This window comes from Pseudomonas sp. UBA2684 (genome assembly GCA_002354655.1).
Taxonomy (GTDB): Bacteria; Pseudomonadota; Gammaproteobacteria; order Pseudomonadales; family Pseudomonadaceae; genus Aquipseudomonas.
Genome location: DELY01000038.1, coordinates 6,692 through 23,225, shown reverse-complemented (window position 1 = coordinate 23,225; position 16,534 = coordinate 6,692). Strand labels below are relative to the sequence as shown.

The following is a 16,534-nucleotide window of genomic DNA, read 5'->3' as shown; positions in this document are numbered from 1 at the left end:
TGTACCGGCGCAATTGCCGGCCGCTGTAGTGGCCGCGCATTGGCGTGCTGCGGCATGCTTTGTGTCATCACGAATAGGGAGAGTCGTTCCATGCAGCTTGAATTTCACCAGGTCGATGCCTTTGCCACGCGGCCGTTCAGCGGTAATCCGGCGATGGTCTATCGCCTGGACAGCTGGCTCGACGCTGCGCTGATGCAGCAGATTGCCGCCGAGCACAACCTGGCGGAGACCGCCTTTGTGGTGAAGGAAGGCGCGGCCTGGCATATCCGCTGGTTTACCCCCACCGCCGAAGTGCCGCTGTGTGGCCACGCCACCCTGGCCAGTGCGCATGTGCTGTTTGAGGTTTACGGCGAGCCGGGAGAGGCGATCGATTTCTCCTGCTTGTCCGGTGCGCTGCGGGTCAGTCGCGCAGATGGCAAGCTGGTGCTGGATTTTCCACTGCGCCGGGCCGAGGCCTGTGCACTGGAGCGTGAGGTTGCACAGGCTCTGGGCGTGCCGGTTGAGGCCGTGCTGGCGTTGCCGGGTGCGGAGGGTATTCAGGAATTGCTGGCGATTGTGGCTTCGGAAGCTACCGTGCGCGCCTGTAAGCCGGACCTGGCGGCAGTGGCCAAGTTACCGGGGTTGGGCTTGCTGATCAGCGCTCCCGGCGAACAGCATGATTTCGTTTCGCGCTACTTCGCGCCGGCCATCGGTATCAATGAAGACCCGGTCACCGGCTCGACTCACTGCATCCTCACGCCTTACTGGGCGCAGCGCTTGGACAAGTGCGAGCTGAGCGCTTTCCAGTGTTCGGCGCGCGGTGGTGAGCTGCACTGCGAGCTGGCTGGCGAACGGGTGAAGATCGCCGGTCAGGCGCTGCTGGTTGCCAGTGGCCGGCTATTTTTGCCGTAGCCGCTTAGCTGTTGCTGCTGTAGCGGCGCACACCCGACTCACCCAGGTTGACGTGCGCGGCGATGCTGCCGGGCGCGGGAAACACCACCAGATGGTCGGCGGCCACGCGGATGCCAACGTGCTGGCCGGGCTGATGGTCGGCGTGGCTGGGGAAGATCGATTCCAGCTGGCTGCCGGTCGCGAGTTGCAGGCGATATAGGGTGGCGGCGCCGAGGAAGGTCTTGCCGACAATCAGCGCTTTTTGCGTGCTGTCCGGGTCGTAGACGATGTCGTCCGGGCGCAGCAGCACGTCCACTGCGCTACCGGTGGGCCAGGTGTAGGCGCGGTTGCCGCGAATCAGGCCAAGCTCGGTCTGCACCGAATCCGGGCTGAGCAACTGCCCGCGAATAAAGTAGCCCTGGCCGATAAAGCTGGCGACGAAGGGCGTCAGCGGTTCGTGGTAGAGGTTGTAGGGCGTGTCCCACTGCTCCAACTTACCGGCGTTGAACACCCCGACATGGTCGCTGACGGCGAAGGCTTCTTCCTGGTCATGGGTCACCAGGATGGCGCTGGTGCCGCGCGCCTTGAGGATGTCGCGCACCTCATGGCTCAGGCGCCGGCGCAATTCGCCATCGAGGTTGGAGAAGGGTTCGTCGAGCAGCAGCAGGCGCGGTTCCGGCGCCAGGGCGCGGGCCAGGGCGACGCGCTGCTGCTGACCGCCAGACAGTTCATGCGGGTAGCGCTTGCCCAAATGACTGAGCTTGACCAATTCCAGCAGCTCGCCGGTGATGCGCTCGCAGTCAGGTTGCTTGCGAATGCCAAAGGCCACGTTCTCCGCCACGCTCAAGTGCGGGAACAACGCATAGTCCTGGAACACCATGCCGATGCGGCGTTTCTCCGGGGCCAGGGTGAAGCCGGCGCTGGAGATCACGTCGTCGGCCAGTTGAATCTCGCCTTCGACCACCGGCTCGAAGCCGGCAATGGCGCGTAGGGTGGTGGTCTTGCCGCAGCCGGAAGGGCCGAGCAGGCAACCGATGTCGCCGGCGTTGAGGTGCAGGTTGAGGCTCTGCACGACCTTGTGCTCGTGATAACCGCAGCTCAGGTCGCGCAGGCTCAGCAGCAAAGGCTGGCTCATGCGTGGTGGTACGCCGGCTCGACGAGAAATTCCAGTAGCGCTTTTTGCACGTGCAGGCGGTTTTCTGCCTGATCCCAGGCCACCGAGCGCGGGTCGTCGAGCAGGTCGACGCTGATCTCCTCGCCGCGGTGCGCCGGCAGGCAGTGCAGGAACACGACATCCGCAGCCGCCGCATCGAGCAGGGCGCGATTGACCTGGTAAGGCGCGAATAGCTTGAGCCGCTCGGCGATTTCCTCTTCCTGGCCCATCGAGGCCCACACGTCGGTGCTGACCAGGTGTGCGCCGGCCACCGCTTCACGCGGGTCGCGGAAAATCGTCACGCGCTCGCCCGCATCGGCGAGGAACGCGGCATTTGGCTCATAACCTTGCGGGCAGGCGACGCGCAGTTGGAAGTCGAACTGCTGCGCGGCTTCTATATAGGAGTTGCACATATTGTTGCCGTCGCCGATCCAGGCCACCGTCTTGCCGGCGATGCTGCCGCGGTGTTCGAGAAAGGTCTGCATATCGGCCAGCAACTGGCAGGGGTGCAGGTCGTCGGACAGGCCGTTGATCACCGGTACGCGCGAGTGCGCGGCGAACTCGGTCAGGGTGCTGTGGGCAAAGGTGCGGATCATCACCGCATCGAGCATGCGCGACATGACGATGGCGGCGTCGCCGATCGGCTCTCCCCGACCGAGCTGGGTATCGCGCGGCGAGAGGAAGATCGCCTGGCCGCCGAGCTGGATCATCCCGGCCTCGAACGACAACCGGGTGCGGGTCGAAGCCTTCTCGAAGATCATCCCCAGCACGCGGTTCTTCAGCGGCTCGAACAGCACGCCGCGGTTGCGCAAGTCCTTCAGCTCCATGCCGCGGCGGAGCAGACCGACCAGTTCGTCCGGTGTGCAGTCCTTCAGCGAGAGAAAGTGTCTTGCGCTCATCGTTAACTACCTTTTCACAACAGAGCGCAGGTTCAACGGCCAGGTTTAACAAGGGAAACGGCAGAACCTGCGGCTGGGAGCCGCACGGGGCGACGAAACGGGGAAGGCGCGATCTTATAAGGAAATGACGAGCAGGCGCAAATTGCCGGCTCGTCTACAGGGAGCTGCGCGGTTGCCGCGGCCGGCGAGGCGGCCTGTATCGGCAGGCATAATGCTATGCGATTCACGCAGCGAACCCTGCTGGCGTGCTGGCTGACCAGCCGCCATAGTCAATGCCTCGACAGGCTGTTAACGACCCCGGCAGTCGTTGCCAATACCAGACAAGAGGCCAGGCCATGAGCAAGACCCTCCATCACCGTGCGTGCCATCTCTGCGAGGCTATCTGTGGCCTGACCATTGAAACCGAAGTGCAGGACGACGGTTCCACGCAGATCCGTTCGATCAAGGGCGATGCCCAGGACACCTTCAGCCGTGGTCACATCTGCCCCAAGGCGGTGGCGCTGCAAGATATCCAGAGTGATCCTGATCGCCTGCGTCAGCCGATGCGTAGGGTGGGTACTGAGTGGCAGGCCATCGCCTGGGATGAAGCCTTCGAACTGGTCGCCGAGCGCTTGAGCGAGATTCAGGCGCGGCACGGACAGAATGCCGTGGCGATCTACCAGGGCAATCCGAGCGTGCACAACTATGGGTTGATGACCCACAGCAACTACTTTCTCGGCCAGTTGAAAACCCGCAACCGTTACTCCGCCACCTCGGTTGACCAATTGCCGCATCACCTGACCAGCCACCTGATGTACGGGCACGGCTTGCTGATTCCGATTCCCGATGTCGATCACACCGATTTCATGCTGATTCTCGGCGGCAACCCGCTGGCTTCCAACGGCAGCATCATGACCGTGCCGGATGTGGAAAAACGCTTGAAGGCAATCCAGAAACGCGGCGGCAAGCTGGTGGTGGTCGACCCGCGACGCAGTGAAACCGCAGCGATTGCCGATCAGCATGTGTTCGTCCGCCCAGGGCAGGATGCGGCATTGCTGTTCGGCCTGCTCAATACCCTGTTCGAGGAACACCTGACTCGCAGCAGCCACCTGCCGATCGAGGGCGTGGACGAGGTGCGCCAGGCGATTGCCGGCTTCACCGCCGAGACGATGAGCCCGCGTTGTGGTGTGCCGGCTGACACCATTCGCCAGCTGGCCCGCGACTTTGCCGCAGCCGACACGGCGGTGTGCTATGGCCGCATGGGCGTGTCCACCCAGGCGTTCGGCACCCTGTGCCAGTGGCTGGTGCAGCTGATCAACCTGGTCACCGGCAACCTCGATCGTGTGGGCGGCGTGCTCTGCACCGAGCCGGCGGTGGATCTGGTCGCGTCGACCTCGGGTGGGCATTTCAACCGCTGGCAGAGCCGGGTATCCGGGCTGCCGGAGTACGGCGGCGAGCTGCCGGTTTCGGCACTGGCCGAGGAAATGCTCACGCCAGGCGAGGGGCAGGTGCGCGCGCTGATCACCGTGGCCGGCAACCCGGTGTTGTCCACGCCCAACGGGCGCAAGCTGGAGCAGGCATTGGACGGGTTGGAGTTCATGCTCAGCGTCGACTTCTATATCAATGAAACCACCCGTTATGCCGACTTGATCCTGCCGCCAACCGCGCCGCTGGAACACGATCACTACGACACCACGTTCAACCTGTTTGCCGTGCGCAATGTCACCCGCTTCAACGAAGCCGTGCTGGCCAAACCGCAGGGCACGCTGCACGACTGGGAAATCTTCGTCGCGCTGGCCAAGGCCTTTGCCGCCAAGACCGGCGTGGACCTCAAGCCGACCATGGCACCGGAGCAGATGATCGATATGGGCCTGCGCTTTGGCAGCTACGGCGACAAGTCGGAACATAAGTTATCGCTGGCTTCGCTGCGTGAGCACCCACATGGGCTGGACCTGGGGGCGCTCAAACCGAATTTGGCGGGTCGCTTGAAAACCGCGACGAAAGCGGTGCAGGCAGCTCCCGGTATTATCCTGGCGGACCTTCAGCGCTTTGCCGAACAGCCGCAGGCCAGGGCGGGCGAACTGTTGTTGATCGGCCGTCGGCATGTACGCAGCAACAATTCCTGGATGCACAACTACCACCGTCTGGTGAAAGGCAAGCCGCGCCATCAACTGCTGATGAACCCGGCGGACCTGGCCCAGCGCGGCCTCGCCGATGGCCAGCGGGTGCGCGTGCAATCACGGGTTGGGGTGATCGAGGTGGAAGTGGCGGCAAGCGAGGAGATGATGGCCGGCGTGGTCAGCCTGCCGCACGGTTGGGGGCACGCCCGCCCTGGGGTGCAGATGAGCATCGCCAGTGAGCAGCCGGGGGCCAGCGCCAATGACCTGACCGATGAACGCCAGCTCGACAGTTTGTCCGGCAATGCGGCGCTCAACGGGGTTCCCGTGCAGGTGGAAGCGGCCTAAGCTAGACCGATGGCAGGCCAAGCCAAGCGCTTGGCTTTCCGCTACAATGCCGCCACCGTGCCGACCCGTGAGTCGGAAAGTTAAGTCCTGAGGTGCCCAATGGATATCATCGAAACCATCAAAGAGCAGATCGCCAACAACACCGTTCTGCTGTACATGAAAGGCTCGCCGAACGCGCCACAGTGCGGCTTTTCCTCCAAGGCTGCACAGGTGGTGATGGCCTGTGGCGAAAAATTCGCTTATGTCGACATCCTGCAAAATCCGGAAATTCGCGCTAACCTGCCAAAGTATGCCAACTGGCCGACTTTCCCGCAGTTGTGGGTGGCTGGTGAGTTGGTCGGCGGCAGCGACATCATGGCCGAGATGTTCGAGAAGGGTGAGTTGCAGACCCTGATCAAGAATGCGATGCAGAAAGCCGACGCGTAAGTCGGCTCAAGCAGACAAACCCCGCTACGGCGGGGTTTTTTGTGCGTGCAAGACGGGGTGCGAAAGGACCGGCAGCGGAATGCAAAACGGGAGCCTCGGCTCCCGTTTTTTATATGCCGCCTGTGGCGTCATTCGTCCATTTGCGACTGCAGGTAGTTTTGCAGGCCGACTGCTTCGATCAGGCTGAGCTGGGTTTCCAGCCAGTCGATGTGATCCTCTTCGGAGCAGAGAATCTCTTCCAGCAGTTCACGGCTGGCGTAGTCGCCAATGCTTTCGCAGTAGGCAATCGCCGCTTTCAGGTCGATATGCGCCTTGTGCTCGATCTTCAGATCGCACTCGAGCATTTCCTTGGTGTTTTCACCAATGAGGATCTTGCCGAGGTCTTGCACGTTAGGCAGGCCTTCGAGAAAGAGGATGCGCTTGATCAGCTTGTCCGCATGCTTCATCTCGTCGATGGACTCGTGATATTCGTGCTCGCCGAGCTTTTTCAGGCCCCAATCTTCATACATCCGTGCATGCAGGAAATATTGGTTGATTGCGACCAGCTCGTTACCGAGGATCTTGTTCAGATGCTGGATGACTTTCTTGTCGCCTTTCATGATCGAGCCTGCCTTGCGGGGAGAGGTGACTACAAAGTTTGGGCCGATGAGCGTGGGCTGTCAAACCTAAGTATTTGAAATTTAAGTAAAAATAAATATGAATACGAATGTTTAAGTTCTGCATCTTGGCGCTAAGCACTTGAATTACAGGCATAAAAAAACCGGACTCAAGGTCCGGTTGTTTTACGACAGTTAAATTAAGCAGCGACAAACTGTGCAGGGTAGGCCAGCGCGGCTTGGCTGCTATGTACTTCACTCAAGGTTTCACGAACCACTTGCTTGGCCAGGCAGGCGCATTTGCCACATTGGCTGGCTACGCCGAGGGTCGCACGGACATCACGGTAGCTGCAGCAGCCTTCGTAGATGGCTTCGCGGATTTGACCATCGGTGACACCTTCGCAGAGGCAGACGTACATAGTTGGGGCTCGTCGCGTGTGAGTGGGGTAGATGGCAACGGATACTAATGTTAATGAGAATGCTTGTCAAAGATCGATTGAGAACGCTACAGCTGAAGCGCTGACGAGCAGATGAACGGTCATGCGGTGCCGAGGCGGCGGTGGGCTGGGCAGGCGGTTAGAGAGCGCTGGGCGCGGCTGAAAGCCCTCGGCCCGGGCGGGGCCGGGGCGCGTGATCGTACAGTCGTTCGGCAGCTTTAAGGCCAAATCGGGTGATACCCCTGGGAACAATCGGCTGCGCTGTGCCGAACGCCACAGCTTTCAACTCGTTGGGCTGCTGCGACGTTTCGACACACAGCAAAAACCCGGCCTAGACCGGGTTTTTATGGCTCTGTCGCAATAACGTGTTGCACGCGCAGTCAGGCTTTTGTGGCGGCGGTCTTGACTGCGAAGTGCGCTTAAGGCCGCCCATAAGACGCTGGAGCGCATCAACTACAGCCTTTTCTTTGGCTATGTACCCTGAAACGTGCAGCCGGCTAGGCGATGCCTGGAGCGCGGTAATTCGTAGGGTGGGTTAGGCGCATGACCACGCACTATCGGCGGCTGCATAGTCCGTTGCGCCGTAACCCACCAGAGGGGGTAGGCCGATTAGCGCTTGGTGGGTTACGTGGCGCACCCATTGCTCAGTCGCTTTGCCAGCCCGCCTCAGCGCCACTAACCCACCCTACCGAGTCGATGTACAACAGTTAACGGGTACACAGCCTTTTCTATTGCCGCTCGCTTGTTTTACTCGTCGAAATCCATCCATCCGCCCATTTCTTTCCAGCGGTTGACGATGCCGCAGAACAGTTCGGCGGTCTTTTCGGTGTCATAGCGCGCCGAGTGTGCTTCGCGGCCGTCGAACTCAATGCCGGCGGACTGGCAGGCTTTGGCCAATACGGTCTGGCCGTAGGCAAGGCCGGCCAGGGTCGCAGTGTCAAAGCTGGAAAACGGGTGGAACGGGTTGCGCTTGAGGTCACAACGAGCAACGGCTGCGTTGAGGAAGCCGAGGTCGAAGCTGCTGTTGTGGCCGACCAGAATCGCCCGTTTACAGCCATTGGCTTTCAGCGATTTGCGCAGGCCGCGGAAGATTTCCGTCAGCGCGTGCTCTTCGCTCACGGCCATGCGCAGTGGGTGATCGAGCTTGATGCCGGTGAAGTCCAGCGCCGCCTGCTCAATGTTGGCTCCGGCAAATGGTTCGATACGAAAGAAGTGCGTGTGATCGGGATAAAGGAAGCCGCCCTCGTCCATCGCAACGGTGGTGGCGGCGATTTCCAGCAGAGCGTCGGTAGCGCTGTTGAATCCGCCGGTTTCCACATCCACCACCACTGGCAGGTAGCCACGGAAACGCGCGGCCATGGGGTGTCGCGAACCGCCCCCGTTGCCTGAGCCGTCTTGTTCGTCGTCCAAGTGTTCGTCGCTCACGCGTTGTCCTCCAGCAGGCGCCAGCGCAGTGTTTCACCGGCGCGCAGCGGGATTACGGTGTGCTCGCCCAGCGGCAGGCTGGCCGGGGCGGTCCAGTCTTCGCGTACCAGGGTGATGCGGTCGCTGTTGCGCGGCAGGCCATAGAAGTCTGGGCCGTTCAGGCTGGCGAAGGCTTCCAGCTTGTCCAGTGCATTGCGTTGCTCGAAAGCCTCGGCATACAACTCGATGGCTGCGTAGGCGGTGTAGCAGCCGGCGCAGCCGCAGGCGGCTTCCTTGGCATGTTTGGCGTGCGGTGCCGAGTCGGTGCCGAGGAAGAACTTGGCGTTGCCGCTGGTGGCCGCATCCAGCAGGGCGTCCTGATGGGTGTTGCGCTTGAGGATCGGCAGGCAATAGAAGTGTGGGCGAATACCGCCGACCAGCATGTGGTTACGGTTGTACAGCAGGTGATGCGCGGTGATGGTCGCACCGACATTGCTGGAAGCGGCGTTGACGAACTCCACCGCATCGCGGGTGGTGATATGTTCGAACACCACTTTCAGGCTCGGGAAACGCTCGACCAGGCGGGTCAGGTGTTCGCCGATAAAGATCTTCTCGCGGTCGAACACATCGATTTCGCTGCGCGTCACTTCGCCGTGCACCAACAGCGGCAGGCCGATCTCGGCCATGGCTTCGAGCGCCGGGAAGATCTTGTCGATGTTGGTAACGCCGGAGTCCGAGTTGGTGGTCGCGCCGGCCGGGTAGAGTTTGGCTGCATGCACGAACCCCGAGGCCTTGGCGGCGCGCACGTCGGCCGGGCTGGTCAGGTCAGTGAGGTAGAGCACCATCAACGGTTCGAAGCGGCTGGCGGCCGGGCGCGCCGCGAGAATGCGCTGGCGGTAGGCGTCGGCTTCGTCGGCAGTACGTACCGGCGGCACCAGGTTGGGCATGATGATGGCGCGGGCGAAGGTGCGGGCGACGTCGGCGACGGTGTGCGGCAGCAGTGCGCCATCGCGCAGATGGATATGCCAGTCGTCGGGACGCAGCAGGGTAAGGCGGTCGGTCATGGAAGCTTCCAGGCGGGCAAAACGTGGCTGGAATGCTACCGGAAAAGCCTTGCCAGGGCACGCCGCACGTATGCCCTGGCGTGCTAATCGCTGCGGGTTCGGGCTTAAGTTTTTGCGCTTGCCACCGATATCCCAAAGGAACGCCGTTATTCCCTGTGGAGCTTGCCGTGCGCCAGCCTTATCTCGTGCTCTTTAGCCTGATCGCCAGCCTGCCGGTTTGCCTGTCGGCGTGGGGAATCAGCTTCCAAACCCGGCTGGAAAAAATCGAATGGCAGGTCGAGGGCGATCAATTCGAGTGCCGTCTGTCGCAACCGATCACCGACTTCGGTGCGGGGCAGTTCGTTCGCCGTGCTGGCGAGCAGGCGACCTTTCGCTTGCAGGCCCGCGAGCGCTGGTTGGGCAGTGGCTCGGCGACCTTATTAGCCGCTGCCGCACCCTGGCAGCCGGGGCGTGGCGATATCAACTTGGGCGTGGTCAGCGTCGGTGCTGGCGAGGTGCCGTTCAACAGCTCCCAGGAGCAAGCCGGGCGTTTGCTGGTGGGGTTGCTCGAAGGCCGTAGCCCATTGGTACGCCATCGTACGGTACAGGGTGGCGATAGCCTGGAAGTGCGCTTGCTGCCGGTGAAGTTTCGCCAGGCCTACAGCGATTATCTGGCGTGCACGGCCAAGCTGTTGCCCGTCAATTTCGAGCAGATTCGCCAGGCGCAGGTCGGTTTTCCTGGTGGTGGCGTGGATCTGGACCCGCTCGCACAGGCCAAGCTGGACATCATCCTGACGTTTCTCAAGGCCGATCCCAGCGTCAATCGGATTCAGCTCGACGGGCACGCCGATAACAGCGGCAATCGCTTGACCAACCGCGACTTGTCGCGGCGTCGCGCGCTGGCGGTGATGGAGTACTTCAAGGCCAACGGCGTGCCGGCGGAGCAAATCACTATGCGTTTTCATGGGGAGCGCTACCCGTTGGCGCCGAATAGCAATGAAGCCAGTCGGGCCAAGAATCGGCGGGTATCGGTACGCTTGGATCGCGCCCCGCAGGCGCCTGCCGCGCCCGAAACCCCCGCGCCTGCTGACGCTGCACCGGCCGCTGCGGTTACCTCCTGAGCGTCGGCATGGCGCTAGAAACTGTCGCTTCGTCGTCACAGGCTGTCGCAGCCCTGTAAATCGCGGCGCATGGGCAGTAGAATCACGGGTTTTCCCGAACAACCCCGTGGAGTTGATGGCATGGCCGACGTAAAGAAGGTAGTCCTGGCGTATTCCGGTGGCCTGGACACTTCGGTGATCCTCAAGTGGCTGCAAGACACCTATAACTGCGAAGTGGTGACCTTCACCGCGGACCTCGGCCAGGGTGAAGAAGTCGAGCCGGCGCGCGCCAAGGCCAAGGCCATGGGCGTCAAGGAAATCTACATCGACGACCTGCGCGAAGAGTTCGTCCGCGACTTCGTCTACCCGATGTTCCGTGCCAACACCGTCTACGAAGGCGAGTACCTGCTGGGCACCTCCATCGCCCGCCCGCTGATCGCCAAGCGCCTGATCGAAATCGCCAATGAAACCGGTGCCGATGCCATCTCCCACGGCGCTACCGGCAAGGGCAACGACCAAGTGCGTTTCGAGCTGGGTGCCTACGCACTCAAGCCAGGCGTGAAAGTGATTGCGCCATGGCGCGAGTGGGACCTGCTGTCGCGCGAGAAGCTGATGGACTACGCCGAGAAGCACGCCATCCCGATCGAGCGCCACGGCAAGAAGAAGTCGCCGTACTCCATGGACGCCAACCTGCTGCACATCTCCTATGAAGGCGGCGTGCTGGAAGACACCTGGACCGAGCACGAAGAAGACATGTGGAAGTGGACTGTCTCCCCCGAGGCAGCGCCGGACGCGCCGACCTACATCGAGTTGACCTACCGCGCCGGTGACATCGTCGCCATCGACGGCAAGGAAATGAGCCCCGCCACCGTACTGGCCGAACTGAACCGCATCGGCGGCGAGAACGGCATCGGTCGTCTGGATATCGTCGAGAACCGCTTTGTCGGCATGAAGTCCCGTGGCTGCTACGAGACGCCTGGCGGCACCATCATGCTCAAGGGCCACCGCGCCATCGAGTCGATCACCCTGGACCGCGAAGTTGCTCACCTGAAAGACGAGCTGATGCCGAAATACGCCAGCCTGATCTACAACGGTTTCTGGTGGAGCCCGGAGCGTCTGATGCTGCAACAGATGATCGACGCCTCCCAGGCCAACGTGAACGGCGTGGTGCGCATGAAGCTGTACAAGGGCAACGTGATCATCACCGGGCGCAAGTCCGACGACTCGCTGTTCGACGCCAATATCGCCACCTTCGAAGAAGATGGCGGCGCGTACAATCAGGCCGACGCTGGCGGCTTTATCAAGCTCAACGCCTTGCGCATGCGCATCGCAGCGGGCAAAGGACGCAAGATGCTCTGATAGACTTGAGCGCCTGAGCCACACCAAACCCCGGCCATAAGCCGGGGTTTGCATTTATAAGCCCGCAAGATGGGCAACGATGAGGAGATACCTGATGAGATTGCTGCATACCATGCTGCGCGTCGGCGATATGGATAAATCCATCGCGTTCTACACCGAAGTACTGGGCATGACCTTACTGCGGCGCAAGGATTACCCGGAAGGGCAGTTCACCCTGGCATTCGTCGGCTACGGCGATGAAGCGCACAACAGCGTGATCGAGCTGACCCATAACTGGGGTGTCGACAGCTACGAGTTGGGCAGCGGTTATGGCCATATCGCCCTGGAAGTGGCCGATGTGTACAAGGCCTGCGAAGACATCCGCACGCGTGGCGGCAAGATCACCCGTGAGCCAGGCCCGATGAAGCATGGCAGCAGCATTCTGGCGTTTGTCGAAGACCCGGATGGTTACAAGATCGAGCTGCTGTCGCCGTCGCGTAACGACTGACCGCGTTGCCGGCCGCAGGTGTCGGGCTTGCTCCATGACTTCAAATGCGCCACGTCTTCATGCGGGGGTGCTGTTGGGCTTCGCTACGACCTACCTGGGTATGCGCCAGTGCATCGGACGACAGCCGGGCAATTCACGCGCGCCAAACCCATGCAGTAAATAGCCAACAAAAAGCCCCGCTTGATGCGGGGCTTTTTCATACAGGGCTTAGGCTCACAGGTCGAAGTCATACTCGGCCAGTTGTTTGTGCAAACGCCGCTCTTCGAGGAAGTTGTCGATGATGCGGCGCTTGGTCAAGTTGGTTTTGGCAACTTCAGCAGGGGCTTCGCCATCGTCTGCATCTTCTGCGACAAAGTCTTCTTCGAGCTCAAGGTCTTCTTTACCGGTGCTCATCTGTTTCACTCCAGGCTACAAGGGCCATTTGCGCACCTTATAGCGGCAAAACCTGGGCGGGTAAAAAAGATTTTTTCAATCGACTGATTGCTCAAGTCAATAAGCGCTCAATCGTCGGAAGTCTTGTCCTTGTATTCGCACAGGTCTTCGATACGGCAACTGCCGCAGCGCGGCTTGCGCGCCTGGCACACATAACGGCCATGCAGGATCAGCCAGTGGTGGGCGTCGAGTAAAAATTCCTTGGGCACGAATTTCAGCAGCTTGTTTTCCACCTCCACCACGTTCTTGCCGGGAGCGATGCCGGTGCGGTTGCTGACGCGGAAAATGTGCGTGTCCACCGCCATGGTCAGCTGACGAAAGGCGGTGTTGAGCACTACGTTGGCGGTCTTGCGGCCGACCCCTGGCAGGGCTTCCAGGGCTTCGCGGGTCTGCGGCACCTGGCTGCCGTGCAACTCGACCAGCAGGCGGCAGGTTTCGATAACGTTCTTCGCCTTGCTGTTGTACAGACCAATGGTCTTGATGTATTCGCTCAACCCTTCCACACCCAGGGCGTAGATGGCTTCCGGCGTGTTGGCCACTGGATAGAGCTTGGCGGTGGCCTTGTTGACGCCGACATCGGTGGCCTGGGCGGAGAGGATCACCGCGATCAGCAATTCGAATGGCGAGCTGTAGGCCAGTTCGGTCTTGGGCTCGGGGTTGTCTTCATGCAGGCGACGGAAGATCTCGAAGCGTTTGGCCGCGTTCACTCGATCACTCCGGTGACCCGTACCCGACGGCTCTGCACCGGCGTTTCAGGCTGTTGCGTCTTGGCCCGCGCGGCGAGGATTTCATCGAGGCGGTTTTTTCCGGCGATCAGCAGGCCGAGCACGAGGAACGCGCCGGGCGGCAGGATGGCCAGGAGGAAGCCCTTGTAGTCGCTGAACAGGGTGATCTGCCAGTTCGTCGCCATGGGGCCGAACAGCAGTTGCATGTTGGCCAGCAAGGCGCCGGTGCCGAGCAGTTCGCGCACGGCGCCGATGGCCACCATGACCAGGCCGAAGCCTACGCCCATCATCAGGCCGTCGAAGCTGGCATGGCCCACGCTGTTCTTCGCGGCGAAGGCTTCGGCGCGGCCGAGGATGATGCAGTTGGTGGTGATCAGCGGAATGAAGATGCCGAGGATCTGGTACAGCTCGTAGGTGAAGGCTTGCATCAATAGTTCGATGCAGGTGGTCAGTGCGGCAATGATCATGACGAACACCGGCAGGCGCACCGCGTCGGTCACCGCGCCGCGGATCAGCGCCACCGCGGCGTTCGAGCAGGCCAGCACCAACGCCGTCGCCAGGCCCATGCCGAGGGCGTTGACCACTGAGTTGCTGACCCCGAGCAACGGGCACAGGCCGAGCAGTTGCACCAGGCCTGGGTTGTTCTTCCACAGGCCGTTGACGGCGATTTCGCGATAACTAGCCATCGTTGTTCTCCACGGGCGTGAGCAGCGCTGCCCGGTTGGCATCGAAATATTGCAGGGCCTTATGCACGGCTTTGACCACCGCGCGCGGGGTGATGGTGGCACCGGCGAACTGGTCGAACTGGCCACCGTCCTTTTTCACCGCCCAGCCGGATTCGTCCGGCTGGCGCAGCGATTTGCCGACGAAAGTCGTGATCCAGGGGTTCTTGGCCAGTTCGATCTTGTCGCCCAGGCCGGGGGTTTCCTTGTGGCTGATCACCCGCACGCCGGCCAGGCGGCCGTCGGCGAGGATGCCGATCAGCAGGCTGATGCTGCCGCTGTAGCCATCCGGCGCGGTGGCCTGGAGGATCACCGCCGCGGGCTCGCCTTTCAGGGTGGCGAGGTACGCGGGGGTGGCCGTACGGTTGCCGAGCAGCGGGTCGGCGACCAGGCGGCTGTTGTCGAGCAGGTGGTTGTCGTAGCTGCCGACTGGCAGAATCTGCGCCAGCGCCTGCACCTTGGCTTCACGCTGCGCCACGTCGATGCGCTCGGCGGTGCCGAGCTGGGTGACGGCTACCACGCCGACCGTAAGCACGGCGAAGGCGCCCAGCACCAGGCTGTTCTTCAGCATCGAACGGCTGATTTCCGGTAGCACGCTCATTCTCCCAACTTGAAGCCGCGGGTCGGCTTGCGGTGCCCGTAGGTGCGCGGGCGGGTGTAGTAGTCGATGGTCGGTGCCGCCAGGTTCATCAGCAGCACGGCGAAGGCCACGCCATCCGGGTAGCCGCCCCACGCGCGAATCACGTAGACCAGCACGCCGACGCCGAGGCCGAAAATCAGCCGGCCACGGTTGCTGGTGGCCCCGGAAACCGGGTCGGTGACGATGAAGAAGGCGCCGAGCATGGTCGCGCCGCTGAGCAGGTGAAACAGCGGCGAGCCATTGGAGTCCGAGCCCGAGCCGTTCCAGAACAGCAGGCTCATCAGCGCCAGGCCGGCGAGCATGCCGAGCGGCGCATGCCAGCTGATCAGGCGTTTGCGCAGCAGGTACAGACCGCCGGCGAGGAAGGCCAGGTTGACCAGCTCGACCGCAGCGCCGCCGACCTGGCCGAAGGCCGGGTTCTGCGCCCACAGTTCGTCCATGGTCAGGCTTTTGTTGACCTTCAGCGCATCGAGGGCGGTGGCCTGGGACCAGCCGTCCGGTAGCGCGGCAAGGCCGAGGATATGTTGCAGGCCATCGAGCAGGCCGACGGCGTGCGGTGCCGGCCAACTGGTCATCTCGACCGGGAAGGAAATCAGCACCACCACGTAGCCGAGCATCGCCGGGTTGAACGGGTTCTGCCCGAGGCCGCCATACAGTTGCTTGCCGAAGACGATGGCGAAGCCGGTGGCGATCAGGGTCAGCCACCACGGCGAGTAGGGCGGCAAGGCCAGGGCCAGCAGCACCGCGGTGACCAGAGCGCTGTAGTCCTGTAGGTAGAACGCCAGCGGTCGCTGGCGCAGGGCCAGGATCGCGGCCTCGCAGCCCAGGGCGCAGGCGCTGGCCCAGAGCAGGTTGATCAGGGTACCGGCCCCGAACAGCCAGGTCAGCGCCAGGATGCCGGGCACGCACGCCAGCAGCACGTGCAGCATGACCTGCTGGGTGCGGTTGTTGCCCGTGGCGTGGGGCGAGGTGATGCGGGGCAGGGCCATGGGTGCTCCGGTTGAACAAGCTGTTGTTGGGTGGGTCGGGCCGCGCAGGTTAGTCGCGTCGCGGCGTGACCCACCGACTGGCCGTAAGGTCGGCGGTTAGGGCAGTCAGGCTGCCTGCGGTGGGTTACGCCTGCGGCTAACCCACCCTACGATTCAGTTATCAGTTGCCCGCGTGTTCCTGTAATTGGCGTTCGGCGTCCGCCAGGCGCTGTCGCGCCGCCTCCAGGGTATCTGCCGGACTGCTCTCGTCGCGCTCCAGTTTGCGCAGGTCGGCACGGGCAAAGGCCACTTCGGTTTTCAGCGCACGGGTGGCGTCATCGACCGGACGTTTGTCTGTGCGAACCAGCTCGGGTGGCGGTTTGTTCGACGCCGCTTCGGCCTGATGCAGAGCCTGTTCGGCGGCAGCCAGGGCCTCGCGCAGACGGGTTAGCGTGGCGTCATCGCCGCCAGCCTTCTCAGCCTTTTTCAGCTCGGCGCGCTTCATGGCCAGTTCGATCTTGGCCTTTTTCAGCGGATCGGGCGTTTCTGTTTCAGCTGTTTTTGCCGGCGCCTGGGCTTCCAGGCTGGCCAGCAGTTTTTCGGCAGTTTCCAGCTGGTTGCGCAGTTGTTGCAATTCGCTTTGCTGCTCGGCGCTGGGTGCTTCGAGTTTATCCAGTTTGCGCACCTGGGCACGCAGCATGGCGGCGTCGATCTTGGCCTTTTTCAGTGCGCCGTCGTCGATAGTTGCTTTGGTTGCTGGCGTGTCCAGGCTGGCCAGCAGTTTTTCGGCAGTTTCCAGCTGGTTGCGCAGTTGTTGCAATTCGCTTTG

Annotated in this window: 17 protein-coding genes and 1 pseudogene; 6 read left to right on the top strand and 12 right to left on the bottom strand. The window is 62.1% G+C overall.

Going from position 1 to position 16,534, the window contains the following annotated elements:
* Nucleotides 1-90 precede the first annotated feature (90 nt).
* On the top strand, nucleotides 91-891 hold the full coding sequence (locus B3M58_RS12885) for a PhzF family phenazine biosynthesis protein (protein ID WP_296219640.1): 801 nt from the start codon (nucleotides 91-93) through the stop codon (nucleotides 889-891).
* Nucleotides 892-895: 4 nt separating this feature from the next.
* Here the strand turns inward: B3M58_RS12885 and B3M58_RS12880 are convergent, their stop codons facing one another.
* On the bottom strand, nucleotides 896-2,005 hold the full coding sequence (locus B3M58_RS12880) for an ABC transporter ATP-binding protein (protein WP_296219639.1): 1,110 nt from the start codon (nucleotides 2,003-2,005) through the stop codon (nucleotides 896-898).
* Complete coding sequence (gene argF / locus B3M58_RS12875; protein ID WP_296219638.1) at nucleotides 2,002-2,922, bottom strand: ornithine carbamoyltransferase; 921 nt, start codon at nucleotides 2,920-2,922, stop codon at nucleotides 2,002-2,004. The genes B3M58_RS12880 and argF overlap by 4 nt, the downstream gene beginning before the upstream one ends.
* Before the next feature lie 335 nt (nucleotides 2,923-3,257).
* Here argF and B3M58_RS12870 point away from each other — a divergent pair, with 335 nt between their 5' ends.
* Entirely contained in the window at nucleotides 3,258-5,366 is a 2,109-nt protein-coding gene (locus tag B3M58_RS12870) for a molybdopterin oxidoreductase family protein (RefSeq protein ID WP_296219637.1), read from the top strand.
* A gap of 99 nt (nucleotides 5,367-5,465) precedes the next feature.
* Nucleotides 5,466-5,792, top strand: a complete 327-nt coding sequence (gene grxD / locus B3M58_RS12865; protein WP_296219635.1) for a Grx4 family monothiol glutaredoxin — start codon at nucleotides 5,466-5,468, stop codon at nucleotides 5,790-5,792.
* A 128-nt stretch (nucleotides 5,793-5,920) separates the two neighbouring features.
* On the opposite strand, the gene bfr is transcribed toward grxD, so the two are convergent.
* From bfr to pyrC, 4 genes are all read right to left on the bottom strand, one after another.
* A complete protein-coding gene (gene bfr, locus B3M58_RS12860) occupies nucleotides 5,921-6,391 on the bottom strand; it encodes a bacterioferritin (RefSeq protein WP_296219633.1) in 471 nt (156 codons plus the stop codon).
* Nucleotides 6,392-6,588: 197 nt separating this feature from the next.
* On the bottom strand, nucleotides 6,589-6,807 hold the full coding sequence (locus B3M58_RS12855; protein ID WP_296219631.1) for a bacterioferritin-associated ferredoxin: 219 nt from the start codon (nucleotides 6,805-6,807) through the stop codon (nucleotides 6,589-6,591).
* 765 nt (nucleotides 6,808-7,572) lie between these two features.
* Nucleotides 7,573-8,250 carry a ribonuclease T gene (gene rnt / locus B3M58_RS12850; RefSeq protein ID WP_296219630.1) on the bottom strand — a complete coding sequence of 226 codons (678 nt, stop codon included), beginning with the start codon at nucleotides 8,248-8,250 and terminating at the stop codon, nucleotides 7,573-7,575.
* Complete coding sequence (gene pyrC / locus B3M58_RS12845) at nucleotides 8,247-9,293, bottom strand: dihydroorotase (protein ID WP_296219628.1); 1,047 nt, start codon at nucleotides 9,291-9,293, stop codon at nucleotides 8,247-8,249. The genes rnt and pyrC overlap by 4 nt, the downstream gene beginning before the upstream one ends.
* Nucleotides 9,294-9,460: 167 nt before the next feature.
* Here pyrC and B3M58_RS12840 point away from each other — a divergent pair, with 167 nt between their 5' ends.
* The 3 genes from B3M58_RS12840 (at nucleotide 9,461) to gloA (ending at nucleotide 12,218) form a co-directional block, all read left to right on the top strand.
* Nucleotides 9,461-10,393 carry a flagellar protein MotY gene (locus B3M58_RS12840; RefSeq protein ID WP_296219627.1) on the top strand — a complete coding sequence of 311 codons (933 nt, stop codon included), beginning with the start codon at nucleotides 9,461-9,463 and terminating at the stop codon, nucleotides 10,391-10,393.
* Between the two features lie 120 nt (nucleotides 10,394-10,513).
* Nucleotides 10,514-11,731, top strand: a complete 1,218-nt coding sequence (locus B3M58_RS12835) for an argininosuccinate synthase (protein ID WP_296219626.1) — start codon at nucleotides 10,514-10,516, stop codon at nucleotides 11,729-11,731.
* Between the two features lie 94 nt (nucleotides 11,732-11,825).
* Nucleotides 11,826-12,218 (top strand): lactoylglutathione lyase, encoded by a 393-nt coding sequence (gloA, locus tag B3M58_RS12830; protein WP_296219624.1) that lies wholly within the window; start codon nucleotides 11,826-11,828, stop codon nucleotides 12,216-12,218.
* A gap of 213 nt (nucleotides 12,219-12,431) precedes the next feature.
* On the opposite strand, the gene B3M58_RS12825 is transcribed toward gloA, so the two are convergent.
* From B3M58_RS12825 to B3M58_RS12800, 6 genes and pseudogenes are all read right to left on the bottom strand, one after another.
* Nucleotides 12,432-12,611, bottom strand: coding sequence for a PA3496 family putative envelope integrity protein (locus B3M58_RS12825; RefSeq protein WP_296219623.1), 180 nt, complete (start codon nucleotides 12,609-12,611; stop codon nucleotides 12,432-12,434).
* A gap of 107 nt (nucleotides 12,612-12,718) precedes the next feature.
* Nucleotides 12,719-13,357, bottom strand: a complete 639-nt coding sequence (nth, locus tag B3M58_RS12820) for an endonuclease III (RefSeq protein WP_296219622.1) — start codon at nucleotides 13,355-13,357, stop codon at nucleotides 12,719-12,721.
* Nucleotides 13,354-14,061 carry an electron transport complex subunit E gene (locus tag B3M58_RS12815; RefSeq protein WP_296219620.1) on the bottom strand — a complete coding sequence of 236 codons (708 nt, stop codon included), beginning with the start codon at nucleotides 14,059-14,061 and terminating at the stop codon, nucleotides 13,354-13,356. Before B3M58_RS12815 ends, nth begins: the two co-directional genes overlap by 4 nt.
* Complete coding sequence (rsxG, locus tag B3M58_RS12810; RefSeq protein ID WP_296219655.1) at nucleotides 14,054-14,692, bottom strand: electron transport complex subunit RsxG; 639 nt, start codon at nucleotides 14,690-14,692, stop codon at nucleotides 14,054-14,056. Before rsxG ends, B3M58_RS12815 begins: the two co-directional genes overlap by 8 nt.
* A 2-nt stretch (nucleotides 14,693-14,694) precedes the next feature.
* A complete protein-coding gene (gene rsxD / locus B3M58_RS12805; protein ID WP_296219619.1) occupies nucleotides 14,695-15,726 on the bottom strand; it encodes an electron transport complex subunit RsxD in 1,032 nt (343 codons plus the stop codon).
* Nucleotides 15,727-15,886: 160 nt separating this feature from the next.
* A pseudogene (locus B3M58_RS12800) lies at nucleotides 15,887-16,534 on the bottom strand (electron transport complex subunit RsxC); the annotation flags it as partial.